Origin of the sequence: Ruminococcus sp. AM42-11, from assembly GCF_003480145.1 — a bacterium.
In the GTDB taxonomy this organism is placed as follows: Bacteria; Bacillota; Clostridia; order Lachnospirales; family Lachnospiraceae; genus Blautia_A; species Blautia_A faecis.
Genome location: NZ_QUIO01000005.1, coordinates 1 through 26,025 on the forward strand (window position 1 = coordinate 1; position 26,025 = coordinate 26,025).

The following is a 26,025-nucleotide window of genomic DNA, read 5'->3' on the forward strand; positions in this document are numbered from 1 at the left end:
CGGTTGAGCCTGTCGCTCCGGCTGGGCCGGTTGGGCCTGTTGAGCCTATCGCTCCGGCTGGGCCGGTTGGGCCTGTTGAGCCTGTCGCTCCGGCGGGGCCGGCTTCTCCGGCAGGCCCCATAACGCCTGGCATGCCCGGCTCTCCCTGCGGGCCCATAGGACCTGCAGGGCCTACTGCTCCCTGGCATCCTCTTGGTCCCATAGGACCAGTCACACCGGGACACCCTCTTGGACCAATAGGTCCCATAGGACCGGTTGCACCACGAGGCCCTGTGGCTCCCTGTCCCGAACAACTGCAATCGCAGCCGCAGCGATTATTGTTTCCAAAACAGGATGTACAGGTGATATCACCAGAAGCTTCCTTTTCAGAAGAATTTTTCTGATTATGACGATCAAAAAACATACACATTCTCCCATAACAGCTTAGATATTCACTATCAATATATGAAATACTAACAATACAGGTGAATTTTCCCTCTCACTCCATACCCCAAACATCCCTGAAATACTTCTCATTTCCAATAACTGCCTGATGCAGAGGCTTCAATACTCTTGCTTTTTTATGAAATTCAAACGCCTCCCTGTGCCTTCCCGCTTTATCCAGACATACACACATTTGTATCGCAGGTATAAAATCATGACTGTCTGCAATATAAAAACCGCCGTTTTTCTTTTTCCGTGGCGCAAGAAGAGCCTGCTGATACCAATATGCTGCCGTCACATACTCCCTTTTTTCCATAAACAATCTTCCTATCTCACAACAGATCTCCGCTCTCGGAACATCCATCGTAAAGCTGTAAAAAAGTATATCAAAAGCAGCTGCATTCTCTCCCATTGCCTGATAACAGCAGGAAAGAACCAGACAGCTGTTCAGTTTATTCTCTATCCAGCCATCTGGTTCTTCCAGAAATTTTTTTAAAATTAAAATTGCATACTCATATTGCTTATGATAAAAAAGCTCCCGCCCATAATAAAAGAAATGTCTCGGTTCCATTTTTTCACCGGCATCAATCATCTGCTCATATATATGCAGATTGCGAAAAGACTCTCCAGCCTTTATTTTCCGATGCTCAATCACCACATCCGAATATGAAATATTCCCCGCCGGAACAACCGTTTCATGGACGCGCCCCTGCCATCTGAAATTCCGGGAAGTCTTCATAATACGCTCTCTGTAATAAGAAAACGTAACATGCTCCCATTCATCAAATCCCACTGCATAATCCATCATAACCACATCCGTATCTGAATCCATGCTCTCTTTCAACCTGAGCAGCTTCTCCTGATTTTCCGGCGTAATGACATCATCTGCATCCAGCCACATCCAATAATCCGTATCTGCTTTTTCCGTAATAAAATTGCGGGCAGCAGAGAAATCATCTTTCCACAAAAAATCATAAACCTCATCGGTAAACTCCCTGGCAATCTCCTTCGTTTTATCCACCGATCCGGTATCGCAAATATAGATTTTGTCCACAAGCTTGCTCATCGGCATGAGGATTCTGCGAAGTACAGCCTCCTCATTTTTTACGATCATACACAGGCCAATTGATATCATGCCAAATATCCTTTTTTCAATAGCCTATGCAGGACAAATTACTTTTATTCCCATTTGCCGCTTCCGGATATCCGCATTTTTTCCAGCAATAACGCTTTCCTTACGGATTACCTGTCATTTGTGTCAGTGACAACGTCTCCAAAATCTGGGAAAATAAAAATACAAAACATTCCACATAGAAAAGAGGTGCTGAATATGAGAAAAAAAATATGGAAAATACTACCTCTTGTGACCGGACTTGTGCTTCTGACTGCCAGTAGCGCTCTCACCGTTCATGGAGAAAGTGGCAACACCATTGACGTAACCCTGTTCAAGCTTAACCTTCCGGATGACTGGAGCTATGATCCGAATGATATCAGCGATTATGAATACACCTGCTCTGTCAGCGTATTCGAAGGTGCAGACAAGGATAGCTCACAAAATGATTTCACCATTAAAGCAAATGAAGAATCAAGCTACTCTTTCCGCAAATATCTGCAAACCTCCGATATCGATCTTCATGACTATGCAGACGGCACTATTGAAAAAACAACCATTGGCGATGTGGATTATATACGAACCACAGACAATTTTGACAGAATTTACTACATTTATCGTCACGAGCCATCCGGTGTGACCTACAAAGTTATCATTTCCGGAGAAGAAAATGATTCTGTCAGAAACGTTTTTAACAATCTGGAACTGAAATTAGAGGACACCGGCAATGTAGAAGCACCTTACCCCTGGGATGGAACTCCATTCACACCGGCTCCGCAGAGTATAGCTGTTGGAGATTATACCGTCACTCCGGAGTATATTCCATTTAGTGTTTCCCAGAACGGATTTGAAATCATGCGTCACCAGTTTGCAATATCTGGAGACCGGATGTATCATCAGCTGAATAATACTCTGGAAACTTATGAATATACTGGAAGCACTCTGAATCTTCTTTCTTCTGACACAATGGATGAGCCGGGAATGGATCTTTTTACAGACACGGACGGAAAACTTTATATTTCCCGTAACGGTGGAAAAGGAATCGTTATGAAAGACGGGCAGACCATATTGGAGACCGGCACAAGCGGTTACCTGTCTGTGCACCCATCCGGTGCCTGGGGCATTACCAGCTACCTTGGCTATGACACGGAAAAAGTAACCTTCCAGGACGGCAGCGTGCTTACAGAGCCCTGGATCTTAACCTCCATGAATGATGACGAGGCACGAACCGGTATTTTTAAATTTGTCAGCCTAGTTGAGATCAGCAATGATCATATTATGGTATACGGACGTCTTGCAGGAGATGACACCCCATCGAAAATAGCAGTTTATGATCTGGAGGGCAACCAGCAGCTGCTTCTTGGCGGTGACCAGCACGAGGATCCTGCTTATTTCGGAAGTCTCACGGGAATAGCGGAGACAGCGAATGGCTATATTGCAGCAGATGGAAATATGCGAGAATTCTACTTCTGGTCAAAGGACGGAACTCTCCTCGCCGAAGTAGACTGCTACGATATGTTTGGAACCAGATACCCCTGGATTGAAGATATGAAAGTTGCAGAGGATGGTTCTGTGATGGTTCTTATGACACAGGACCGTGACGACGACTCTGCAAGCGAATTAATGGTATTCCGACTTACAGGTTTCTGATACATTCCCCTCACGAAAGGGCAGGTTGTGGAGAACATCCACACCTGCCCTTTTAAGTTATTTTCATTCGGCACTGTTCTGGCAAAATCAATCTTTTTCGTACTTCTCAATCAGGCACTGGTGTTCCTTACTTTTTTTATCATAATTGATTCCAACAAGAAGAATATCGCCTGTATAATTCAAAATCGAAGAAGGATACTTTTTTGTCTTAATTTGTGTTAATGCAGTCTGCGCATTCTGGTTCCACTTCAATTCCACCAGCAATGCCGGATAATCATTTTTGTACTCTGGCTTTGGGATAAATACAAAGTCAGCAAATCCCCGTCCTGTAGGAAATTCACGGATTGGCTTAAAATAGTATTGCATTGCGCTTAAGTAGGCAATTGTAAGCACACTGCTCAAGGAATTCTCATTATTATACTGAATTACTGACACATGCTCGTTATGGATTTTTTCAATCTCTTCTGCAACCGCCTCACCATCCATATCCAATGTAGCATCCAGCAGATTTTCCGAATTCAGCTGCAATATCAGCATTTCATTCCACTTTTTACTCTCAACAGCAGTCGTCAGCTCCTGTCGTATCTCCTCATTTGGTACAAAAGCAGTCTTCCTGTTCTCATTATAACCAAGGTATCCTAAATGGATCATATAAGTCAATACATCATCTTTACTTTTAATATCTTCCGTATCATTTTGAAAAGCTGCCACATTCACCTTGACTTCGGCTCCGGAAAGCATCTCAATAACAGCTGTTTTCAGCCCATCATAGTTCATGTTAATCAACGGCACAATCACATCATAGGATGCTGTTTCTGACCAGTAACTCCTGTATTCCCCCCTTAGCATTACGCTGACAACTGCTCTGGGATTATAAACCTGGTAATCCTTCAGAAGATAGCCATCGTACCATCGCTTCACTTCAGCAAAGTCCTGCTGATATTTTTCTGACAGCTTTTTCACTTCAGCTTCTGTAAAACCAATATACGGAGCCAGATTACTTGCGCTCAGCATTGTAAACTCATCAAAATTATTTAATGCCGACTGAGTTTTTTCCTTTTTAATTGGAAGAATACCAGTAAGATATGCAAGTTGAATATATTTTGTTGGTTCTGTTCCTTTGAACATTGCCCTGAGAAAATTAATATACTCTTCTTGTACCCTTTTATTAACGTCCTTGTCACGAATAAGGACATCCCATTCATCAATGATGACAATAAATTTTTTTCCAGTTGCACCATTAATACGAGACAACACTTCTGGCAAAGATTCCGTCTTCTCTTTCAATACACCTGGATAGTATTCCGCAAGCTCCGCAATCGTCTTTTCCGAAATATAAGAAACCACCCGTTCAGGTCCACCAGCTGGCTCTATACACCATTGGATATCAAGATGTATTACATCATATTGGTTCAAGTGCTTCTTAAAATCTGCACTTTTACTAATTTCCAATCCGGCGAACATTTCTTCTGAATTACAGCCTCTGCTGTAATAAGCTGTAAGCATATTCGCTGTAATAGATTTTCCAAACCTTCTCGGACGGCTATTGCAAATATAGGCCTGCAATGTATTCAAAACTTTATTCGTATACTTAATAAGTCCGCTTTTATCAACATATATCTCGGAATTCAATGCTACCTGAAAAGCGAAATTATCTGGATTCACTAATATTCCCATCACACACACTCCCTATATAAAAAAGCTTCCACAGTATCACTATTTTCTACCAATAATGATATCATGAAAACTTTTGGTGCTCAATAATTTTATTGGGATGTTTTCTGAAAGCTCACAGAGAGTTACTGTTTGATTCTACTTTGATATACACCACTGTTTATATTCTTCCAGTCTTTGTATATATCCTGAAAATTCTGGAACCGTAAAATCAAGTTCTTTATATCTTACAGGATATATAATTCCCTTGCTAATTAACTGTGCTCTTGTTGTTGAAATAGATCCAACTGTTTTATTAAGATTGTGTGCAACATTTGATATCGTACATGGTAATTCACCACATTCTACCATTGCAAAAATAAATTTTTTATCACTTTCTGCACATCTTTCATATCTTGATTTAAAGAATCTTTCGTCCAGAGATGATAAAAATTCATCTATACAATTTTCTACATCAGACAATTCTATGACATCTTTATTTGTTTTATCGTACACAATTTTGCATAACTGTTGAATAAAAAAAGGATACCCTTTTGTAATTTCTACTATTTTGTTTGTGGCTTCATGTGCATATATTATATTGAATTTTTTTGCTGGCTCTTCAATTGCTTTTTCTGATTGCTCATCCGTCAATGAATCGATTTTTTTATACATAAACAATCTTTCGGAATAAGATTTTTCATCAGAAAGCATTTTATATATTTTAGGCAATCCTGCACCTATAATCATAATTGGATAACCTAACTGATTTGCTCTATGCAATGCAGCGATCAAAGATCCTAGCTGGTTTTGCTTCATATACTGAATTTCATCTATAAAGAAACAAATTGGCGTTTCCGTTTTTTGTGCGGTTTCTCCGATTGTTGAAAATACTTCAGTAAGTGTTTGCGTTAAATTATTTGACACATACAATTCCCTATCCTGCATTGATAAAGAAAATGAATTATCTTCTGGGTTAAAAGAAACAACTAAGGACTTTATTGCCTCTAATGGCTTCTGTATTAAATGTTTAAATTTTTCTTTTGCACTTACTGTTCTTAAAAATGCCTGAGAACATTCAGCAATCTGTGAAATAAAGTCATTTCTCTCCTCAATTTCAATATGCTTACAAAAAATACCTTTTTCTTCTGCAATACTTTGCAGCTTATTTATTAAAACAGTTTTTCCAACGCCGCGCAAACCACTAAAAATAATTGATTGAGTAGGTATATCCATAGTTAACGCATCAAACATTTGACTTACGTTCTGAATGTCTTCATCTCGTCCAGCAATATATACTGGCATTAAACCAGCACCTGGTCTATATGGATTTACTTTAAACATACAATCACCTCCGCTTATAAACTTATATTACCGCAATACGTAGCAATAAGCAATACAGTTCCGTGATATTTTTCCTATAAGTACCTATAACTTTTTATACCACAATTTCCCTTACAGCAAGCGTAAGTTCCTGCCGAATTTCTTCATTAGGAACAAATGCAGACCTTCGATTCTGATCGTATCCCAGATAGCCAAGATGGATCATATACGTAAGAACCTCATCGCGGTTCTGTATATTTACCGTATCATTTTTAAAAGTTGCCGTATTCACTTTCACTTCATCGCCTGATAACATTTCGATAACAGCAGACTTCAAGCCATCAAAACCCATATTGATCAACGACACGATTGTCTCGTAAGAAGCAGTCTCTGACCAGTAGCTCTTAAATTCGCCATTTAGCATAACTCCCACAACCGCCCGTGGATTATATATTTGATGCTCATTTAGGAGATAACCATCATACCACCTTTTGACCTTTTCGTAATTCTGATGATATTTTTTTGCAAGCATCTTCACTTCACTTTCTGTGAAACCGACATAAGGCGCCATATTGCCTGCACTAAGCATAGTAAACTCATCAAAATTATTTAGTGCTGACTGGGTTTTCATTTTTTTGATTGGAAGGATACCTGTCAGATATGCGAGAGCAATATATTTAGTTGGCTCAGTACCTTTAAACAGTCCCCTCAGGAAATTAATATAATTTTCCTGTACAGCCTGATTCTGCGCTTCATCTCGAATCAAAACATCCCATTCATCAATAATAATGACAAATTTCTGTCCTGTTTGATTTTTAACTCTTGAAAGCGCATCAGACAAAGAACCGTCTTGGAGAACCAAACACTCTGGATAAATTTCGCGCAACTCGTCCAGTACGCTTTTTGTAATAAACTGTACCACTTTGTTCTTATCTTCACAATTTGCCAGAAACCACTGAACATCAATATGAATTACATCATATTTGTTAAGATACTTTTTGAAATCCTGTGTTTTTCCAATTGAAAGGTCGGAAAACATCATCTCAGAATCTGCACCTTTGCTGTAATATGCTGCAAGCATATTCGCCGCATAGGATTTCCCAAATCTCCTGGGGCGGCTGTTGCAAATATACGCATCTGTAGTCTCCAGAACGCGATTCATATATTCGATCATACCAGTTTTATCCACATAAATTCTGGAATTCAAAGCAGCCTGAAAAGCACTGTTGTCCGGATTCACAAATCTTCCCATCTATCACACACTCCCTATACAAAAAAAGCTTCCACAGTATCACTATTTTCTACCAATAATGATATCATGAAAACTTTTTGGTCTCAATAATTTTATGCGTGTTTATGAATTCTTACATTAGTATTATTCGCACAAGCTGAGGTGCAAGCTTTACCTATATTTATCCCATCTTTTGAACCAGTTTTTCAAATTCCGTTTCATCCTCTATAAACGTATATGGAGCATACTCCCCATATGCAGTAGGACGACTAATTGTTACCAACTGAACTCCTCTCGAAGCCACTTGCTGATTCATTCTTCTTTTCATTTCAACCAAATGACTTCCATGTCGAGTCTTTAATGCAATGCAGCCATGTACATTCTTATTTTTGGCAATTAGATAGCACATTTTTTAATGCCTCCTCAAATTGATTTTCATTTCGAATTTCTCCTGCTTCATACATTTTTCGCAAAGTTTTTCCAACTTCATCAGGATAAGATTTTTTATATAGATAATCATGAAGCCAGTTATTTAATTGTCTATCATATAAAGTATTAAACTGAATTTCGATTGGATAACATGTACTTTTTCTTTGAAAGTAAACATGTACGCCTCTATATCCATCATCGTGCGCCTTTCCGTTAGACATATCTGCAATTCTAAATTTTTCTCTACTCAACTTCAAAACAGCATCATAGGAATCACAAAATGCCCGAAATCCTAATATGTCATTGAACACTTTCCGAGTTTGTGCGTCTGGATAATACCGTTCATATTTACTCACAATGGATTCAAAACTTTTTATCCGATAATCTAAAGCCACATCTTCCAATATTATTTGCCCATCATACCATTCTGCCATATCCACCAATTCTTTTATTAAATCCCCTTTAGCAAAATAATGCAAATTTTTCTTCAACGAAATACCCAATTTAGATTCATAAGAAAGTTGTTCTAATATTTCTATAGAAAGACCATTCAATTCCAAAATGTTATTATCCATCTCCCACCACTTTCTCAGAACAACTAAATTTTATCAATTCTATATTGTTTATGCTATATAATATCATAAAAAAATTGTTCACTCAAGTATAAATTCAACTCCAAATCTTCAGGTAAAAACATCCTAACACCAATATAGCAAAAGAAGTTGGATAACCGAGTAGTTACGTATTTTCTCAGATATGTATTTTAATATAAATAGTGGAATAATAAACACAACATATTCTCACTATATCATTAAGTTTACATTTTTCTTAACTTTATCCAGTGCCACATCTGACAGTTTTCCTTGACTGTTCATGTGAATTGCTAAAATGATATACTCTGTCAAAAACATATCTGTATACATTTTAAAGGTATCTCTATTTGCATTGATGCTGTTCATTCGAGCCGCAACATTTCCATGAAAATTGTTACATCGAGACGCATAAAGAATACCAAACAAAACCAACGACAATCTTTCTTCATCTGTAAATTTATATTTTTTCTTTGTTCTATTCGTATCGCAGAATGTAATCTCAGTTTCTTCTCCTATCATGAGTGCTTTCAACTGTGTTCCAAAACTGTGAGTTATTGTTCGGCTTTTTTCTTTATTCGCATTGGAAATTCCAAGACTTACTCTATCTCCAGCAAATACCGGATTGGAAATTCGACAATATGACTTACCGTAAGCGTTATCTAATATGTCCGATAGCACTTGTATTTTTCTTTTTAGCATTTTATAAGAGGAAGCCCTGTACTTTTCTGCAATTCCATTTTTTTCCATTGCAAACCCTTTAAGCATATATGATGCTACGTAATGAAATGTTTTGTTTGGCAACCTTTTCAAAAATGGCTCTAAAATTACTTTATATTTATTATTCCAGTCTGTTAAAATTGCATCCCGAACAAACTCTATTCCCTTTGTATCTTGACAAAATCCCACATTACCATCACCCAATTGTTGAACATAATATGAATGATTAATTGCCTGCCAACAGAATAACGCTGCTAAATCTGGTCTCTGTGGCAAAACATAATAACTGTCAAACAAATATGTAAGTATTTCATATGGATAAGATGAACTTTGATTTTCCCAATTTTCATCATAGAGAAAATTAAAATTATCCAATATATTATTGTCACCACATGGGAGAAGCGTTAAGTGATCGTCTTTTGAATAATTTTTTGCAAGTCTTAAAATATTATCCATAATAATCTTACCTAAAAATTTATTTTTCCCTTTCTATTTTTTCTATATAATCCTTTGCTTTGCTAACCATATCAGCAACTCTCGGATAGATTTTGGGCTTTTCAACACTTTCAACCTCCACCTCTAATTCTTCGGAAAAATGAAGGTATCATGTCCATCTCTTGCCCTGCAATAAAACAGACTCGCAGTAGGCGTATTTTGCATGAGTTTTATACGCCACCGTAGACCATCAAGCCGCCACTGAAAGTTTGAGGTAGACATTCCACCACCTTTAATTCGCCGGAAAAATAGCAACAGGGTGGAGTATAATGTCCATTTTTCGTCTTATGTAGGTACATTTTCGATTTTTCCGTTCATTTTTAGGCAAAAAGAAAAGAGCCACCGACCATCAGATCAGTAGCTCCAAGAGATTCATTTTTCTATTCAATTTTCAAAAAGCTCACTTTTTCGCTTATAAGTGATTTTATTCACTTTTCTGGGTTCATAAGTGATTATATTCACTTATTTCGTTTTATGTAATTATCATGGGGTGACAGAAAAACTCACTTATTTACCATTTCTATACAAGTGATTATAATCACTTTTTTATTGAGATAAGTGAGAAAAATCACTTATTCTCCTGCCCCGGCGTTTCCCTTCCTGCTGGCTGCGAAGCCCGTAGCAAGTTGGATTCTAACCAAGCTGGCAGCTTAATTCCCGTCTCTCTGCTGCCTTGCCCACACGCCCCTCAGACAGCCCCTCTGTCGGCTTTTACTGCCGAACTGGGATTGTTTTGCGATGGGATGGCTTCTGCCCGATGTGGGGCAACTGTGGGGCTTACAGCCTCGTCTAGCATTTTTCCGTTTTCTATCGGAATCGCATCTGAAATTGGAAAACTCACAAGGTTCTGTTCCAGGAATGACTTTCCGGCCAAACGGTATGATCTCTTCATATTCCAATGCGCATCTCGATAGATCATTCTGGAAAAAGCCACGCACTTAATCTCACAGCTGTTTGTTTCATTCAGCCTTGTCACCCGATGCGCTCCCGCATCCTCTGCCTTACATGCCTGTACTGCAATCTGCCCCATCTTCCGGTTGTACAAAAATCGGTAATGTGTCGGCCATCCAAGTGCCTCTAGCGTGCTGCGAAAGATGGTGATCCGTCCTTCCTCCGCATTAAATGTCACTCCCAGCATCCCGGAGTACCATTTCTGTTCTTTTTCCTGCAATCTTCTCACCTCCAAAAAAGGGCGCACTTCCCCCTTGGTATTATAAAATCATTTTTAATCAAGCCCGGTATCGGGGACTGTCCTTCCTGTCAAAACTCCCATTGATACATAACCATCCATCTGTCGGACTTCTGATTCTCTTAGGTGTTCTTCTACAGGCACGCCAAAAGTACCTGCAATATCATCCGGGTAAAATCCCTTCCGAGTATCCACAGGCTTAGTCTCCTGGCCTGTTGGCTGTTCTGCTACAGTTTCTTTCTTTCCACTTTGCCGCTCATGGAAGATTTCTGGCACGAGCAGATCAAAGACGTACAGAGTTTCTCCTTCGAAGGTAATTCTATACCCCAACACCTTATATCTGCATTCACTATCCCAGTCCATTTCTTTATAGACCAGTTCCGCAAAGGGCTTGCAACTCATCTTCCTGCTCTTACGCTTATCCGGCTTTGCAATGCACCAGCGCAGAGCATCCTTGTCGTTTTCATCACAGCCACGCACAACAATGCGCTTCAAATCGTTATTGAACATGACGTGTACATAAACCACATCCTCCAGACCTGTAATGCAGGCTGTGTTGAATGTGATACTATCCTTACGAATCACGATTGCAGGATCACGAAGATGTGCAAATAACTCCTTTCGCACAACTTGATATCCATCATACGAAAAGGTACTCTGTAATTCCTCCGCTCGTGCATCTCTTTCATTTTCTGCCTGCTCCGCTGATGGGGCAATGCTTGTGTGTTCCTCATTCATTCGTGTCGGTCCATCCTTCCATTATTTCTTCCGCCTCATGGAGCAATGCGTTCAGACCATCTGCGGTAAATGTATTCATTTCTTTAATTTCTGCTGCCGGCCGGAGTACATCCCAATTTCCTGCATAATGCTCCTGCTGCAAAATGCCAACCTGTGCAATACTTGTGATTGGCTGTCCAAAAGTTCCCGCCCATTCAGGTGGAAAAATGTAAATCGTCTGTTTGACCGTTTTGCCCTCGGCTTCCTCTTCTTTCGGTGGCAGAACGATTTCCTCTATTTTGATCATCTCCGGCTCATCCAGTTCAAAAAGCATCAGCTTATTGTCCCCTTGTTCCACAAACTGCCCCCGGAAACGATACTTCAAACCCTCTTCCCATTCCATAATGTCGAAAAGTGTCTTAGCCAGGCCACGGCAGCCCAGTGTGCTTGCACACCAGCGACCCTCTTTCAGCCTTCCCCAGTGAACAGCATTCGGATTGCCCTTTTCGCATGGCCGAATCGCAACACAACGGTCAACCGAGTTCAGAAGCAGTTCCACATACTCCACATCTTCAAACTTTTTCAGACAGGAGGTATTGAACCGCAGCTTACCATTGGAGATTGTCATCGCCGGGTTCTGTAGTGTAGAAAAATACTGAGCCCGTACTACTTCATAGCCGGACAGATCCAGCCGATCCATAACCTCTGTGGTGTTATCCGATTCCTCCTGCATTACGCTTTCAGAAGCCTCCCGATATTCTTCAGCCGAAAAGCCAGTCCAGTCCTTGTCGAAAGGTACATATCCTCGAAGAATACCATCATCCACCACACTCAGAACCGGCAACGGCCTATTCTTCCTTGTATAGTTGCGGGATGCCCTCAGATGATTGGCTGCATTATAAACCTCTCTGGACACAATCGCCTCATGGTGGTCCCTCTGTCGATACTGCGTCCGGTCATTGTTATTTTTCTTTGACTTATGTGTAAGAAAGTTCGGCGTGAAAGTCTTTCTTGCCAGCACATCCCCACAGTGGCGTTCATTTGCAATGACGCCAGCTATCGTACCCGGATTCCATTCGGTATTTCCCAGCTTGGTTTTACGCCCATACTCGGTCAGAAGCTCTGCAATCTCGGTAAAGGAAAAGCCATTCAGATACAGGTAATAAATGACTCTAACCGTCTGTGCCTCACTTTCATTTACCACAAGATTTCCATCCTCGTCCTGATCATATCCCAACAATGCCGGCGTCAAAAACAGACCTCGGCTGAACCGCCGGTCAATAGACCAGTTCATAATAATCGACTTGGAATGAGATTCCTCTTCAGCCACAGATGCCAGAATGGTCAGAATCATACGGCCATTGCTGTCCAGTGTATAAATATTGTCGGCCTCAAATTTCACACCCACGGGCGGGTCAAGATTTTTCAGCGTTTCAATGACCGAAAGGCAGTCCACAATGTTTCGGGCAAAACGGGCGATGGACTTTGTAAGAACCAAGTCTATCTTTCCCGCCTTACAGTCTTCAATCAACTGCTGCATTCCTTTGCGATGCTCCAGCGAAGTTCCGCTGATGCCCTCATCATCGTAAATTCCAACGAACTCCCATCCCGGCTGTGCCTTTATGTACTCAGTATAGTAATTTTTCTGAAGTTCATAGGATGAAGTCTGCTCGTCGTTGTCAGTGGAAACACGGACATAAGCCGCAACACGCCGAATAGAGGTACTTTCTCCAAGCCCCTCCACTGCCTTTGCCGGGATGACCTCCAATTCAGAAGCATCCACGCCCTTATATCTGTCTCTGATTTTCTGCTTGCGGTCTACCGACTCTGTTCCACTGTTTCCCATGTACTTCCTCTCATTCTTCCGGCTTTATGCTCCAAAACCATTGGCGCATCTTCCGATAACTTCGGATGCCGAGTTCTTTTTTCGTATTTTCTGCTGTCCTGCGACTGATGCCTTCGTCACTTATCCGCATATAGATTTCTCTTGCTCTCATATCGCCTTCGGAAAGCAGTTTTTTTATCAGGTATGCTGCTTTCTCAGACTTTGATTCAAACTTCGGAGGCTCTGACTCTGCTTCCGAGTCAGTTGGGATCTTACACTCCAGCCATCGAAAACCCTCCTCGGCCGTTATTGAGAAACGAATCTCTCCATCAGATGGGGCCAGATTGTTCTTGATCTGTCGCACAATGCGAATGTCTTTGTTTTCCGGATCATGCTCCATTTGCAGAACACTTCTGGCTGCTGCCACAACATCCACACTACCAATGCTCCGGTACAGATCTTTTGTCCCCTCTTTCTTGTTGAGGTGACCAATCAATACAACTGCACAGTCATACGCAGATGCCCACATTCCAAGACGCTGCATCAGCTTTCTCGCCCTGCCTGCAATCTGAAGGTCAGAATCACTCCCCAGATATGCCTGTATCGGGTCAATGACCACCAACCTTGGACGAAATTGTATAATCGCCTTTCTGATACGTTCATCATCCAGCGTCAAGCCACTGTTCATTTCTTCATTTATAAAAGCTACATTCCTACAATCTGCTCCACACGTTTCCAATCTCGGCTTGATGGTGTCTGAAGCATCATCTTCCGAACACTGGTAAATAACTTTCTGGGGCATTCCAATAGACTTTCCATCCGGCATAGTTCCACCCTTTGATAATTCTGCAATCAGATTCATCATCATGGTAGACTTTCCGTCGCCGGGGTCGCCTTGCAGCAATGTGATCTTCCCGACTGCAATGAACGGATACCACAGCCAGCGAACAGCTGTTGCTTCTACATCACTATATAATGTGAAAATTCCTGTTTCCTCTTTGCCTGTCATTCCCTTTACCTTTCATTTGCAGTCTTTTCCTACATTTATATTATAAGAGCTGCATGACATTTTGACTGCTACCTATCATGTAGCACGTTCCATGTTTTGCTACATAGTAGGTAGCAAAATGGCCTTAGACCACACAGCAGATAGGGGTGTGGCATTTTGCGGTCTTAAAAATCTCTCATATTCAGTTGCTATGTATTTTTCTCTGCGGGATAATCGTACCAGCCTTATGCGGGAAAACATAAGGAGGAACACATGGCTATTGACTATGAAGCCTTGGGCAAGCGTATTTCAAATGCCCGCAAACAAATTGGTATCACACAGGAGGCGCTCGGTGAACAACTTAACATGACCCGTAAACACATCAGTGTTATCGAAACTGCTATCAACCGTCCCAGCCTGGATACCCTGGTTGATATCGCAAATGCACTGAATGTATCTGCAGATGACCTTCTCGTAGACAGTCTGACGCACTCGGCATCTACTGCAGATTCTGAGATTCACCGTCTGCTTTTAGACTGCAATACAACGGAACAGGAAATTCTTACCCGCACCGTAAAGGAACTGAAAGCAATTTTGTATGGTTTAGGAATCTGATTTTGTAACTCATTGACCACATAACAAAAGGCCCGCATAAGCCACAGCTGCACTTCGGCTCACTCCGGGGTGCTGTCTGTGGTTCATGCGGGCAGGAGTAAAAAAGAAGCCCGCCAGCGTTCCATGTAGGATTCTACACAGTGCGCCAGCGGGCAGTCATTTACTTACTTTTTCGGCTTAAACTTTGCGCTATAAGCATTTACTGCTGCATCGTGGATAAGCCATCCAAATTTTCTCAAAAAATCCAATCGCTCTTCATCAGTCATCCATTTTGCAAGTGTATGAAGAACTCCCTCGTATCGTTCATTTTCTTTTCCGTTAAAAAACTTACCTCCGGGTCCCTGCTTAAATCTGACTGGAATCCCATTTTTAATTATCGTCCAGACAGTTGAACCACCATCTGTCTGAAACATGTCCCCGACCATGCCGTCCAGTTCTCCGGCATCCATTCTTTTCAGCAGTTCTCTTTCCTCACTCGTCATCTTCATCACCCCCACAATCCTCTACTTTTATATCTTCCGAATCATACGCTCCCATTGGGTATTCTCGAATCCAGCCTTCGATTTTTAATGTGTGGCCACATTCTGGACATTCATAGCAATCTTCAGAATTAAAGCTGTACACAAGATCCGGTCCCATACCATTTTCTTTTTCGTAAGAGCTTTCATCATACATGAAGTCCTCAAGGTCAACATTTTCTTCATGACCGCAATGAGGACATTTGACTGCTCTTTCCAGAGAAACCGGTCGATATCCATACATATCCTCGATATCGATAAATTCCTCGCCTGCCGCTTCTTTTTCGCTGATGATGTCCCAATAATGCTGCGTCTGGAAAGTTTCAAATTCTGCGCTGTCATCCAGAAGGTTATCCAGCATTTTTAAGGCATTCCTCTTTCGTTCAAGTTCATCATTGATATACTGTTTCCGTTCACGGATTGCCTGTTCAAGATCAATTTCTCCTGCTTGAAGTTTTTTTATATCTCCACAGGTTAAGCCAGATTTTGTAAGGACAACAATCCTCTGCAGGTTTTTGAAATCTGCTTCCGTATAATCCGTTGCCTTGTTTCCCACCGGCGGATGTTCTGGTTTGAAGATGCCCTCACGCTTAAAGAGTTTTATGCGCTCTGCATCAATGCCTAATTTTTCTTGTATTTCTTTTGGTCTCATAACATTCGACCTCCTTTCTGAAACCGAGTATAGCACATAGGGACTTTGTCCCCGTCAAGCCCTAAATATCATTTTTTCTAATTTTAAGGATACTCGATTCCAGTTTTATTTCAAGGCTTTTCTAAATGATTTGTATATTTCAGGCTTCGATACGCATCTCCAATGAATCCTACAAATTCCGGACTCATTGTCTCCACCACACTCTTTCCCTCTACATTCTGCAAAACAGCAATACTGACTCCGGACATATCATCTTCCCTCACTTCCAGTTCTCGTATCGAATCCGCCACGGCCTCATCGATGAACGCAGCAAACTTTGCCCCATCAACATGGCTTTGCACTGGCATCGGTGCGCCACTTTCACCGAACAGCTGGATTATCTTTGGTTCAATGATACTCTCCACCTTTTTCAAGGCTTCTTCCTCTGACATCCGCCTCAGATAGCCTTTCATTGCACTTGCCACAATGATTTCCATCACTGTTGTTCCATAATCCTCAACGGACAGCCAAGCTAACTTTTTCATGTCAATCACTCCTGCTATGTGTATTTCTGTATCCTCACCATATACCAAAACTCTGCACATAGCAATATGTACGATAAAAAATCCGTACAAAGCAAAAAGGGCCCTGCCGGTATGCATTTCCATACATCCGACAGGGCATCCTTTCCTTTATACAGCCTGCTCTCGTTTTGCTTTACTTCTCAGATATCTTCGGTACTGAACCGTATTGTCATACACCCGGTACGGGGCATCGACCAGCGTCACCAGCCCATCAAGGCTGCATTTCTTAAATCCCAGAAAACTGGTCAGTGTCCTCTGATTTCCACAGGTGGGCAGCGTTACACCAAAATTCGTTTCATAAAGTACGATATCGCCTTTCACCGTTCCCTTTTTCATAAAGGCGCAGTAGATACCTTTTTCAAAATGGAGCAGATCCGGTGCTTCCGCGATCCTCTCCGGCGTTATCTTCAATCGTCCTCGTTTCAGACTGGCGACCGCACCATCAACCGGCTCTCCATCCACATCCCGAAACAGGCTGCCCTGCACATCCAGCCCGTTCACCTTCAGCGGCATACCGGCGGCATTCTGTTCCGGCAGTTCTTTCAGGCAGGCAATGAAAAGGTCAAAATTTTTCTTCATAACCATAAGGGTTCCCTGTTCCTGGCTCAGCGTTTCTTTTTCCTTTCGGAAACTCTCAATTCGCTGCCGGATATCCTTTGCCAGACTTGCATAGGCTTCGATTTCAGACCCTTCTTCATAGTCAGCATGGTAGAAGCTCGTACCAATATCATTTCCCGTCAGCCCATTTCGGATATCACTGTCAATCTCGTCCAATGTGATGTTGCCCTCCGCCAGTGATTCATTCAGTTCCAAATTCTGCTCCAGCACCGCATCCCGCATGGCCGTAACCTGACGGCCGATCGTCTCCTGCAGTTTTTCTTCCAGCTCCTTGATCTGGGCCTCCAGCGTTTCCAGTCTTTCCAACGATACGCTGTTTCCTTTCATCTGCTGATACATCTGTTCACAGGCTTTATGAAAAAGTGTGCTGATTTCCGAAGCTTCATGGTTTTTCTCGTAATCCCGTTTCAGGCGGTACAGCATTTCCATAAAACTCTGTTCCAAGGCACATTCATGGATGCTTTCCGAAGGGCATCTTTCATTGGCTGCTTTTCTCTCGGCATCCGACAATCTCCCGTGTTTTTCCCTGCAGTACAGCTTCTGATCCGGTGTGCCATTCTGTCTGGCTTTTCGCCCTCACGCTTTCCCATCTTCTGTTTACACCGCCACACGGGATAAGCATATGCGTATTTTTCAAGGTAGATATCCATATCGCCACCAGTTGCTGCAAGGCTTCGGTCATCCGTGTACCCGGTTGCCACACCTGTATAGGTCACACGGAAGAATCCCTCACCGCATTCTTTTCCGGCTCTTTCTCCATGTTCAAGAACCGCACCGCAGACCAGATTTCCAAATGGCGAGCCGGTGTATCCTCTCTTCTTCTTTTGAGCCGGTACCGAATCTCCAACCTTGCTGGGCTTTTCATAAAGCATCGTCTGAGCCTTGTCCCATGTACTGCGGTCAATGATGCCAACATGATGGTTTTCTACATAATAGCGAGGTGCCTCACCTTTGTTGATCGTGGACCGATGGGTCAGGAAATCCTTTGTGATGGTCTTCTGCATCTCAATGTCACCCACATATTTTTCATTCCGAAGAACTGTGAGCACAGAACTTGCCGACCAGTTCTTTTTGTTCACCGTCTTTCTGCCAAGTTCATTCAGCTCCTTTGCAATACGGTTTGCCGTCTGTCCACATACATACCGTTCAAAAATATAACGAACCGTTTTTGCCTGTTCCGGATTGATCACCCATTCACCATTTTCACCCTTGTCATACCCAAGCATCCGGTTCAGATCAATCTTCGGCTTTCCAGCCTGGAAATTTTTCTGGATCGACCAGCGGATATTGTCCGAAATGGACCGGCTCTCATCCTGCGCCAGTGCGGAAAGAATAGTCAAGATCAATTCACCGGTCGCATCCAGCGTATCGATGTTCTCTTTTTCAAAGTAAACACCAACCGGAGGATTCTGCTGCCGAAGCTGGCGGACACAATTCAGGGTGTCCACCGTGTTTCGGGCAAATCGTGAAATCGACTTGGTCACGATATAATCCAGCTTTCCGTCCAGGGCATCTGCCATCATGCGGTTGAAATCCTCACGATGTTCCCTGCTGGTTCCTGATTTTGCCTCATCTGCGTAAATGCCTGCAAATCTCCATCCGGGTTTGTTCGTGATCAGATTTGTGTAAAACGCTTTCTGTGTGGTGTAGGAAGTCTGCTGGCTTTCATCCCCTGTGGAGACTCGACAGTATGCCGCCACACGGATATTGCTCTGCACCTTCAGCTGACCACCGTTATGCACCGACCGCTTTGTAGCCGGTATCACTTCTACTTTTTTCTGTGTCATATACTCTCCTCCGTTTCCTTCATATCTTTTTTCCGTTCCGACGCTTTCTATACTCTACCTGAACCGATTCTCCAAGGATCTCTGCTTCATTTTCCGCAAACTTTGGTTTTCCATCTTTGTCGTATACCCGATAATCCTTGAAGTCCTTTATAGTCCTTCTGGCTCCGAAAGCAGTAAATTCCATTCCGTAAATGGTCCGGTAATGGATCACATCTCCGTCCACTCTGCCAGATTCAATATTTACGGCATACATTTCCCGGCTGAAGGTTAGCATATCCGGTGTACTCAAGAACACACCCGATTCCGTCCACTGCGGTTCTTTATCATCCAGACCATGCACCACCAGCTTCTGTCCATAGCGGTTTTGCTCCGGCAGGGCCAGCAGTTCCTCCAGAAAATATTCGTACCTCTTTTTCAGGATGATGCCGCCTTCACTGCTTTCTTCCAAAATGTGAAGTTCGTTTTCCAGTTCTTCTTTCCGCTTCAGAATATCCTTCAGCAGTTCATTGTACATTGCCTCGGCACTTCCAGCCGCAGGTGTGTAAACACCATCCACACGCTGTTGATCCATCCCCTCCATAATAGCGTCCATCTGAATGCTCCCATCCCGAATGGACTCCTGTAAGCTCTCCTGCAGGAAAACCCGTTCCTGCTCTGCCATTTTCTTCTGTGCTTCCATCTGCTTTTTCATAAGGCGTTTACATTCCTGTTCCAGCTTCTGAAGCAGTTCCCTGAGTTCCAAAATCCGTCCTGAATGGTCTTCCGGCTCCCTCTGGCATTCACGGTATTTGACCGCCAGCTCCGACTGCTCTTTGTTTTCCTCGTAATCCCGTTTCAAGCGGTAAAGCATCTCCATAAAGCCTTGTTCAATAGCGACCTCATAAAGCTCCTCTGTGCAGTCTTTATCCGAACAGCGCATCTTCCCAACACCATAAAGCGGAAGTCCCTGCCGTTCCTTTGTATCTTCAATGGACTCTGCATCCACCCAGTATGCGGCAATCTTTCTCCTCTTGTGGACCATCGTCTTTCCGCACGCTGGACACGAAAGGTTTACATAGCAGATATTGAGAGGATCACGGCTTAGTAGCGGCGGCCTCCGTTTCATTTCACTTTGCACGATCAACCAGGTTGCCCGGTCGACGATCGGTGCGTGGTGGTCCCTGATGTAATACTTTGGAAGCTGCCCTCTGTTCGGAACCGCCTTATGGGAAAGAAAATTGCTGGTCACATATTTCTGCATCTCCAAATCGCCCACATACTTCTCATTTAGGATCACATTCGAGAAGCTGCTGGGGTTCCAGTCCGTGCCAGATACCGTTTTCCAGCCTCGCTCGTTCATCTCGTTAATGATCGTTGCACGGCCGGCTCCGCAGGCATATCTCCGAAAAAGGTAACGCACCGGTTCCGCCTGCTCTTCATTGATGATCCATTCTCCGTTTTCCCCTTTGTCATATCCGATCATCCGGCTTAGATGAACCATCGGCTTCCCTTCCTGGAACCGCTTCTGATAAGACCAGTGGATGTTATCCGAAATGGAATGGCTTTCTTCCTGAGCAAGTGCGGAGTAAATGGTCAGGATCACCTCACTGGTGGAATCCAGAGTGTTGATGTTTTCCTTTTCAAAAAAGATTCCCACAGGAGGTGTCAGCTGTTTCAGCTGTCTTGCGCAGTCGAGGGTATCCACGGTATTCCTTGCGAATCTCGATATGGATTTTGTGACTATTAAATCGATTTTCCCATTTCTCGCATCCTCCAGCATCTGGTTGAACTCATCCCTATGCAGGCGGCTTGTTCCGGTGATTCCCTCATCTGCATAAATTCCTGCGAATGTCCAGCCCGGATGCCGCTGTATCATATCCGTGTAGAATGCCTTCTGGGTCCGGTAGGACGTTTTCTGTTCATCTGAATCTGTGGACACTCTGCAGTAAGCTGCCACCCTTAACCCCTTCGGCTTTTCCTGGGCAGCCTTTTGAGCCGCCGCTTCCTTTATCAATCGTAAAACCTCTGACATTTTTCCTCACCCTTTCTTTACATATTTTTTCCGGTAGCAGTTATCCCGCATGGCCTGTCCGTCAAAATAAGATGCCGTATACCGGTAATCTTCTATATTACTGTACATGACAACCTCTGTCCTTGTGTCATCATACCAGTGAACCGTATAGTTCAACGGGGAATGGACCGTAATAGAAAGGACAAATGCCTTGCAGTAATCTGAGGTCACTCCATTCAAAAACTGCACCACGCCATCCCTTCCTTTCGGAAGTTCCTTCATCCATTCAATTGCCCGTTCTCTTCTCTTGTGGTCATTCTCCAAATCCTCCCAGTATCCTTCCAGATACTCCAACCGTTCTTCCAGATGCTTTTTCTCATCCATATCCCGGTCAAGTTTTTCTTTCAACCTTCTGATTTTCTCAGCATTGCTCTGAATGACTGCCTCGTCGATGCTCTCATCTCCCAGCAGTTTGCGTCTGGTCTGCATCACATCGTTCTGGCTTTCCAGAAGACGCAGTTTTTTCCCGCTGCTTTCCATTCCAATCTGAAGGGTGGCAATCTGCCGTTTGTAAAAAGCACGGTCCCGTTCCATAAAGTCGGTATGCTGGATGTTTTCCAGCCTTTTGATCATCTGTGGAACAAAGTCATCAGCTTCCTTTGTAAAACCTTCAAACTGCTCTCCGTAACGGCCGCTCATGATGTCCGCCACTTCCACATTATCGTGGATGGGCTGTGCGCTCAGCCGGAACCGCTCAATGATCGCCTTGCGGAAAGCCCTCACAATCTGCTCTTCATAAACTCTCTCGGTGTGGCAGATTCTCTTTCCATTGTAGATTTCCGCTGTTGGACAAAACCAGACCGGATAGTACTTGGAATTTCTCACACGGAAAAACCTGCCGCATTCCCCACACAAAATCCTTCCTGAGAATGGCTTTGATCCTTTCTTTACTCCCTTCTCTTTTTTGGCGGCATTGGCTCTGCGGATTTCCTGAACAGTTTCAAACAGTTCTTCGTCAATGATCGCCGGATGGTGGTTCTTCACCAATACTGCGGAAGTTCTCCATTATTCCGCTGGATGTTATGGTTCAGAAAGTCCACGGTGTATTTTTTCTGGATCAGGACAGCTCCTGTATATCGTTCCCTTTGTATCATCTGAGAAATAATCCTTCCAGTCCATCCTTCTTCCAGATCACTGTTCAGCTGTCCTTTCTTTGAGTTCTTTTTTCTGGCTTTGACCGCCACGGTCTCAGGAGCTGGAATCCGGTCATAATTCAAACCTCTGGCAACATCTGTATAGGCAGTACCCTCTGCCACTTCCTGAAAAATCCGGCGCACGATTTTTGCTTCTTCTTCCACAATTTCGATATCCCTATACTGATATCCACTTTCTGTCGTGACCATCTTTCCATTGTAGCGATACCCATATATGACCATGTTCTTTACCTCACCTCTCGGATAGCGCATCTTATTTCCAAGATTGATGTTTCTGGAAATACTCCGGCTTTCTTCCTGGGCAATCGCCGCAAGTGTCGTTAGAATAAAATCACTGGTCGGATCAGCTGTGTCCAGATTTTCTTTCTCAAAAAGGATCGTCACATTGTTGTCATGCAAAGTATTAAGGGCGGTCATAAAATCCGCCGTATTTCTGGAGAAACGGGAAATCGACTTGCATACAATACGGTCTATTTTCCCTTCCCTGCAGTGCCGCAGAAGTCTTTTGAATCCAACACGCTTATCCTTGACCGTTCCTGAAATTCCATAATCGGAGTAAACCCCGATTGGATTCCAGTCTGGATTGTTTTCGATCAGCTGATGAAAATACCGTTCCTGCGTTTCGTAGGAGTTTTCCTGGTCACTGGAATCAGTGGAAACTCGAATGTAAGCGGCTACGTTCAGATGCCCTTCCTTTTCCTTTGTCCTGCGAAAAGAAGCTGTGGAAATAAATTCATTTTCTTCTTTCATTGCTTCTGCCTGTGGCTGGAAGACCGCCTCGAACTCGCTTCTCAACCCACCGACCCGTTCCATAACAGGAACTGCCTGCTGCATTTTCTCCTTTGCAGCCAACGCCTTCTGGATCAGGGAAGCAATTCCGGCATCTCCGTTTTCCTTGGATTCGGATAACGGCAACTTTGTCTTTTTCTCTTTTTGTTGGGTAGACATCTCTTGGCGCACAACGCTTTCCTGCAAAAAAGAAGATGCAGCCGCCTTCTTTTCAGAGAGGTCAGCTGCACCACTTTTTTCTTTCACCGCTTCATAGGATTTCTTTTCCTGCACAGGCATCTGAGTCACAGATGTGGTTTCCGGCAGAACTGATTCGCCCTGTCCGGTCGCTGCCATCAACATCTTTGAAAGCTCGGCTGCTGAAGCATTCGGGCGGCTTTTCTGTTTCTGCTGTACGGTACTTTTGACCGTTGCGCTCTGCAGTTTCTGCAAAAAATCATTTGCTGTACTCATCTTGTTCTCTCCTTTCCGCCCATCTGCTTTTCTCTTCGGGCAGTCACATATTCCCTCTACTGCGTGATATTATCAAGTAAATTCGGTGCAGAAAGACGGAGAATAATCCACCCGATTATTGTCCTATCTGCACCATCCAATATGTAAAGGCCCTGCCTGAAAAGACAGAGCCGTATCTCTTACAATTTCTTGGCAAAATCAAGGCTGATCCAGCCATTACGCTTACCGGCATAGGCCTTCAGCAGACCCCAACGGGTTGCTCCCTCACCGTCTGCTTCCTCTACAATTGTAAATACGCCTTTTCCAGTGTACTGCCCGGTCTTAGCATAGTTCGTACCAGGTCCCTTACGGATATTAAGGTCACTGATTGAAACGCGTACCGCATACGGGCAGTTTGCCTTAACTTCCGGGTAGACTGCCTTACCCGCCGGGTCATAAACGAAATAGCCCGGATTGACATCCGCACACTGCTTTGCGTAAGCCAAGTCATGGAAAGCACCCTTCTGAGAAGCCGCATTCTGCCAGCTTTTGCGGACACGGTACCAGCCGGAGATAACCGTACCCTCAGAAGCCTTTGCCACATCATACTGCGTAAGGTTCCAACGCTCGATGATACTGCAAAGATTCTGTACATAAGTGTGGCTGGTCGCATAACCACCATCTTTGATCAGCTGTACCGCTTTCTTGTAATCCGTGCAGCCGGCCAAACCTTCATAGCGTTTCTTACTGCCGTTCATCGCACCGAGCAGATATGCGGCATGGTCGGTAATGGAATCCTCCACACAACTGTACTTTCGGAAGTCGGCTGTAATCGTGACCATCGAGCCATCATCATTCTGCTCCTGTGTTTTCTTGGTATAGACAGACTTGCCATCCCAACTGCTGCCGCTCCAGCTGTTCCCGGAAAGCGAAGTCTTCATGCCAAAGCAGTTATTAGCATTCTGTGCCAGCTCAGATTTACCGTAGCCGGACTCAAGAATGAACTGAGCCATTGACACGCAAGCAAGAATGCCAGTGGTTTTCTGGTTCGCAGTAAACAGCGGACCGATCTTTGCAACTGCTTCTGCTTCCGAGAGATTTTTCAGTGAAGAAGCCTGCATGCCAGATGAGGATGAACCGCCCAGTGCTGCAGTCACCTTCACGGCCAGATCACCAAGACGGGCATACAGCCAGTTTCCAGGGCAGCTTTTGTTTGCAAACCAGCGGTGAACTGTCAGAACCATCTCGTCTGCGGCAGGTACATAATTGAGAGTTTTATTCTTATCTCCCAGCCACAGAAGTTTTTTCTTGCCGTTTCGTCGGCAGATATCGGTACAGAGCTTAATGAGTGAACTGTACACCGCACTGTTCATGGCATACGGCTCATTCATATCACTGGCACATTCGATGGTGACCGCCCTCTGGTCATTGGCATTGCTGGACGAACACCAGCTGCGGTTCTTTTCCTCGACACAAAGCGACACACGGCCATCTGTACCGATACCGTAGTTGCAACTTGCCTGACGGCTCGTACTGGTAAAACAGCCGCAGATGCTTTCCGCAGAAAGCTGACCGACCACACAATGCGGCGTAATGCGGTCGATGCTGTGTGTCCTCTGACCGGAATGGTTCGGAGAGAGCTTGGTGTAAACAACGAGTGGACTATTGGTATATCCCATAATGATTTCCTCCTTCTAAAAAAAATTGAGGCCCAGATCACTCTGAACCTCGTGCTGTGGTTATTTGGTTGTTACGGAATCAGCAGTTTCATGCCGACCCGGATAGCGTTGGAAGTCAGCCCATTCAGCACACGGAGATCTGCACAGCGGCTGCCACTCCCCAGTTCCCTTTCTGCGATCTTCCAGAGATTATCACCGGGAACCACAGTATAGATCTTGCTGGCTGTGAAGGCATAGGTATCCGCACTGTTAAGAACGTAGGCCAAACCACTCACCGCTTCCGGGCACTTTATTTTCAGCCAGCCCGCACAGAATTCCACGATTTCAATCAGTGTGTTCCTTTTGTAAACGGTCACGACTTCTGCGCCAGTGTCCGGCATCTCCCGAATATTCATGAGGGTCTTGAGTTTGCCGTAGGCAATGGTTGCCGGAAGCTCCTCTGCAGTCGGGAACTCGTTCTCATCCACTTCAGCCTCTGCTTCTTTCTCCGCTGGGGTATCTTCCACAGGGACTGTGGTTTCTGGCTTTTCTTCCGGGATATCGTCCACGACTGCTTTCTCTTCACTCTCATCTGCACCAGTATCTGGTACAGCCTCTTCCGGATAAATCACGTTGCCGTCATTGTCGAACACACGGCTGCCGGGGTTTTCATCACACTTGGCTTTTGCATTCGCCAGCAGACGGTACGCTCCCAACTGGGATGCCTCATCTTCCCAGACTTCACGCACACGATAATAGCCGTTTGTCAGCTTTGCGGGATACTCTTTCTTACTCATATTGCTTTCCTCCTACTAATGAGGGAGAGACTCATCACCTCTCCCCGT

The 26,025-nt window shown here is 43.8% G+C and carries 24 protein-coding genes; 2 read left to right on the plus strand and 22 right to left on the minus strand.

Annotation, left to right across the window (positions count from 1 at the left end; genetic code table 11):
* Positions 1-403: collagen-like protein (locus DW904_RS04410; protein ID WP_147422291.1), on the minus strand; the 403-nt coding region annotated here is incomplete at its 3' end.
* 75 nt (positions 404-478) lie between these two features.
* Positions 479-1,558 carry a glycosyltransferase family 2 protein gene (locus DW904_RS04415; RefSeq protein WP_118578248.1) on the minus strand — a complete coding sequence of 360 codons (1,080 nt, stop codon included), beginning with the start codon at positions 1,556-1,558 and terminating at the stop codon, positions 479-481.
* 195 nt (positions 1,559-1,753) lie between these two features.
* On the opposite strand from DW904_RS04415, the gene DW904_RS04420 reads away from it, so the two are divergent.
* On the plus strand, positions 1,754-3,184 hold the full coding sequence (locus DW904_RS04420; protein ID WP_118578249.1) for a hypothetical protein: 1,431 nt from the start codon (positions 1,754-1,756) through the stop codon (positions 3,182-3,184).
* Positions 3,185-3,271: 87 nt separating this feature from the next.
* Here the strand turns inward: DW904_RS04420 and DW904_RS04425 are convergent, their stop codons facing one another.
* The 10 genes from DW904_RS04425 to DW904_RS04470 all read right to left on the minus strand — a co-directional run bounded on the left by DW904_RS04425 (position 3,272) and on the right by DW904_RS04470 (position 14,365).
* Entirely contained in the window at positions 3,272-4,861 is a 1,590-nt protein-coding gene (locus tag DW904_RS04425) for an AAA family ATPase (protein ID WP_118578250.1), read from the minus strand.
* 135 nt (positions 4,862-4,996) lie between these two features.
* The gene (locus DW904_RS04430; protein WP_118578251.1) at positions 4,997-6,181 is read right to left on the minus strand and encodes an ATP-binding protein; all 1,185 of its coding nucleotides are present in this window, start codon (positions 6,179-6,181) and stop codon (positions 4,997-4,999) included.
* 94 nt (positions 6,182-6,275) lie between these two features.
* The gene (locus tag DW904_RS04435; protein ID WP_118578252.1) at positions 6,276-7,412 is read right to left on the minus strand and encodes an AAA family ATPase; all 1,137 of its coding nucleotides are present in this window, start codon (positions 7,410-7,412) and stop codon (positions 6,276-6,278) included.
* 160 nt (positions 7,413-7,572) lie between these two features.
* The gene (locus tag DW904_RS04440; protein WP_118578253.1) at positions 7,573-7,800 is read right to left on the minus strand and encodes a DUF6718 family protein; all 228 of its coding nucleotides are present in this window, start codon (positions 7,798-7,800) and stop codon (positions 7,573-7,575) included.
* The gene (locus DW904_RS04445; protein WP_118578254.1) at positions 7,775-8,395 is read right to left on the minus strand and encodes a RelA/SpoT domain-containing protein; all 621 of its coding nucleotides are present in this window, start codon (positions 8,393-8,395) and stop codon (positions 7,775-7,777) included. The genes DW904_RS04440 and DW904_RS04445 overlap by 26 nt, the downstream gene beginning before the upstream one ends.
* A 228-nt stretch (positions 8,396-8,623) precedes the next feature.
* Positions 8,624-9,586 (minus strand): hypothetical protein, encoded by a 963-nt coding sequence (locus DW904_RS04450; protein WP_118578255.1) that lies wholly within the window; start codon positions 9,584-9,586, stop codon positions 8,624-8,626.
* A 727-nt stretch (positions 9,587-10,313) separates the two neighbouring features.
* Positions 10,314-10,796, minus strand: coding sequence for a hypothetical protein (locus tag DW904_RS04455; protein ID WP_118578256.1), 483 nt, complete (start codon positions 10,794-10,796; stop codon positions 10,314-10,316).
* A gap of 54 nt (positions 10,797-10,850) precedes the next feature.
* Positions 10,851-11,552 carry a hypothetical protein gene (locus DW904_RS04460; protein ID WP_118578257.1) on the minus strand — a complete coding sequence of 234 codons (702 nt, stop codon included), beginning with the start codon at positions 11,550-11,552 and terminating at the stop codon, positions 10,851-10,853.
* The gene (locus DW904_RS04465) at positions 11,545-13,377 is read right to left on the minus strand and encodes a recombinase family protein (protein WP_118578258.1); all 1,833 of its coding nucleotides are present in this window, start codon (positions 13,375-13,377) and stop codon (positions 11,545-11,547) included. Before DW904_RS04465 ends, DW904_RS04460 begins: the two co-directional genes overlap by 8 nt.
* Positions 13,378-13,387: 10 nt before the next feature.
* The gene (locus DW904_RS04470; RefSeq protein ID WP_118578259.1) at positions 13,388-14,365 is read right to left on the minus strand and encodes an AAA family ATPase; all 978 of its coding nucleotides are present in this window, start codon (positions 14,363-14,365) and stop codon (positions 13,388-13,390) included.
* A 252-nt stretch (positions 14,366-14,617) separates the two neighbouring features.
* On the opposite strand from DW904_RS04470, the gene DW904_RS04475 reads away from it, so the two are divergent.
* On the plus strand, positions 14,618-14,959 hold the full coding sequence (locus DW904_RS04475) for a helix-turn-helix transcriptional regulator (RefSeq protein ID WP_118578260.1): 342 nt from the start codon (positions 14,618-14,620) through the stop codon (positions 14,957-14,959).
* A gap of 164 nt (positions 14,960-15,123) precedes the next feature.
* Here DW904_RS04475 and DW904_RS04480 read toward each other — a convergent pair whose 3' ends face one another.
* The 10 genes from DW904_RS04480 to DW904_RS04525 form a co-directional block, all read right to left on the minus strand.
* On the minus strand, positions 15,124-15,447 hold the full coding sequence (locus tag DW904_RS04480) for a hypothetical protein (protein WP_147422292.1): 324 nt from the start codon (positions 15,445-15,447) through the stop codon (positions 15,124-15,126).
* The gene (locus DW904_RS04485; protein WP_118578262.1) at positions 15,431-16,129 is read right to left on the minus strand and encodes a MerR family transcriptional regulator; all 699 of its coding nucleotides are present in this window, start codon (positions 16,127-16,129) and stop codon (positions 15,431-15,433) included. Before DW904_RS04485 ends, DW904_RS04480 begins: the two co-directional genes overlap by 17 nt.
* A 110-nt stretch (positions 16,130-16,239) precedes the next feature.
* Positions 16,240-16,653 (minus strand): hypothetical protein, encoded by a 414-nt coding sequence (locus DW904_RS04490; RefSeq protein WP_147422293.1) that lies wholly within the window; start codon positions 16,651-16,653, stop codon positions 16,240-16,242.
* Between the two features lie 147 nt (positions 16,654-16,800).
* The gene (locus DW904_RS04495) at positions 16,801-17,739 is read right to left on the minus strand and encodes a hypothetical protein (RefSeq protein WP_118578264.1); all 939 of its coding nucleotides are present in this window, start codon (positions 17,737-17,739) and stop codon (positions 16,801-16,803) included.
* Positions 17,718-19,097, minus strand: a complete 1,380-nt coding sequence (locus DW904_RS04500; protein ID WP_118578265.1) for a recombinase family protein — start codon at positions 19,095-19,097, stop codon at positions 17,718-17,720. The genes DW904_RS04495 and DW904_RS04500 overlap by 22 nt, the downstream gene beginning before the upstream one ends.
* A gap of 19 nt (positions 19,098-19,116) precedes the next feature.
* On the minus strand, positions 19,117-21,108 hold the full coding sequence (locus DW904_RS04505) for a recombinase family protein (protein WP_118578266.1): 1,992 nt from the start codon (positions 21,106-21,108) through the stop codon (positions 19,117-19,119).
* Positions 21,109-21,114: 6 nt separating this feature from the next.
* Entirely contained in the window at positions 21,115-22,131 is a 1,017-nt protein-coding gene (locus DW904_RS04510) for a recombinase zinc beta ribbon domain-containing protein (RefSeq protein ID WP_243110306.1), read from the minus strand.
* Positions 22,128-23,543, minus strand: a complete 1,416-nt coding sequence (locus tag DW904_RS04515; RefSeq protein WP_118578268.1) for a recombinase family protein — start codon at positions 23,541-23,543, stop codon at positions 22,128-22,130. Before DW904_RS04515 ends, DW904_RS04510 begins: the two co-directional genes overlap by 4 nt.
* 179 nt (positions 23,544-23,722) lie before the next feature.
* Complete coding sequence (locus DW904_RS04520) at positions 23,723-25,201, minus strand: glucosaminidase domain-containing protein (RefSeq protein WP_118578269.1); 1,479 nt, start codon at positions 25,199-25,201, stop codon at positions 23,723-23,725.
* 71 nt (positions 25,202-25,272) lie between these two features.
* On the minus strand, positions 25,273-25,977 hold the full coding sequence (locus DW904_RS04525) for a LysM peptidoglycan-binding domain-containing protein (protein ID WP_118578270.1): 705 nt from the start codon (positions 25,975-25,977) through the stop codon (positions 25,273-25,275).
* Positions 25,978-26,025 lie beyond the last annotated feature (48 nt).

Excerpts from the sequence above, each read along its gene's own strand:
- DW904_RS04515 (WP_118578268.1), bottom strand. The coding sequence starts at position 23,543 with ATGAGTACAGCAAATGATTTTTTGCAGAAACTGCAGAGCGCAACGGTC.
- DW904_RS04490 (WP_147422293.1), bottom strand. The coding sequence starts at position 16,653 with ATGAAAAAGTTAGCTTGGCTGTCCGTTGAGGATTATGGAACAACAGTG.
- DW904_RS04505 (WP_118578266.1), bottom strand. The coding sequence starts at position 21,108 with ATGTCAGAGGTTTTACGATTGATAAAGGAAGCGGCGGCTCAAAAGGCT.
- DW904_RS04430 (WP_118578251.1), bottom strand. The coding sequence starts at position 6,181 with ATGTTTAAAGTAAATCCATATAGACCAGGTGCTGGTTTAATGCCAGTA.
- DW904_RS04525 (WP_118578270.1), bottom strand. The coding sequence starts at position 25,977 with ATGAGTAAGAAAGAGTATCCCGCAAAGCTGACAAACGGCTATTATCGT.
- DW904_RS04435 (WP_118578252.1), bottom strand. The coding sequence starts at position 7,412 with ATGGGAAGATTTGTGAATCCGGACAACAGTGCTTTTCAGGCTGCTTTG.
- DW904_RS04445 (WP_118578254.1), bottom strand. The coding sequence starts at position 8,395 with ATGGATAATAACATTTTGGAATTGAATGGTCTTTCTATAGAAATATTA.
- DW904_RS04480 (WP_147422292.1), bottom strand. The coding sequence starts at position 15,447 with ATGAAGATGACGAGTGAGGAAAGAGAACTGCTGAAAAGAATGGATGCC.
- DW904_RS04500 (WP_118578265.1), bottom strand. The coding sequence starts at position 19,097 with ATGACACAGAAAAAAGTAGAAGTGATACCGGCTACAAAGCGGTCGGTG.
- DW904_RS04465 (WP_118578258.1), bottom strand. The coding sequence starts at position 13,377 with ATGGGAAACAGTGGAACAGAGTCGGTAGACCGCAAGCAGAAAATCAGA.
- DW904_RS04485 (WP_118578262.1), bottom strand. The coding sequence starts at position 16,129 with ATGAGACCAAAAGAAATACAAGAAAAATTAGGCATTGATGCAGAGCGC.
- DW904_RS04475 (WP_118578260.1), top strand. The coding sequence starts at position 14,618 with ATGGCTATTGACTATGAAGCCTTGGGCAAGCGTATTTCAAATGCCCGC.
- DW904_RS04450 (WP_118578255.1), bottom strand. The coding sequence starts at position 9,586 with ATGGATAATATTTTAAGACTTGCAAAAAATTATTCAAAAGACGATCAC.
- DW904_RS04470 (WP_118578259.1), bottom strand. The coding sequence starts at position 14,365 with ATGACAGGCAAAGAGGAAACAGGAATTTTCACATTATATAGTGATGTA.
- DW904_RS04415 (WP_118578248.1), bottom strand. The coding sequence starts at position 1,558 with ATGATATCAATTGGCCTGTGTATGATCGTAAAAAATGAGGAGGCTGTA.
- DW904_RS04425 (WP_118578250.1), bottom strand. The coding sequence starts at position 4,861 with ATGGGAATATTAGTGAATCCAGATAATTTCGCTTTTCAGGTAGCATTG.
- DW904_RS04440 (WP_118578253.1), bottom strand. The coding sequence starts at position 7,800 with ATGTGCTATCTAATTGCCAAAAATAAGAATGTACATGGCTGCATTGCA.
- DW904_RS04520 (WP_118578269.1), bottom strand. The coding sequence starts at position 25,201 with ATGGGATATACCAATAGTCCACTCGTTGTTTACACCAAGCTCTCTCCG.
- DW904_RS04420 (WP_118578249.1), top strand. The coding sequence starts at position 1,754 with ATGAGAAAAAAAATATGGAAAATACTACCTCTTGTGACCGGACTTGTG.
- DW904_RS04460 (WP_118578257.1), bottom strand. The coding sequence starts at position 11,552 with ATGAATGAGGAACACACAAGCATTGCCCCATCAGCGGAGCAGGCAGAA.
- DW904_RS04495 (WP_118578264.1), bottom strand. The coding sequence starts at position 17,739 with ATGGAAATGCTGTACCGCCTGAAACGGGATTACGAGAAAAACCATGAA.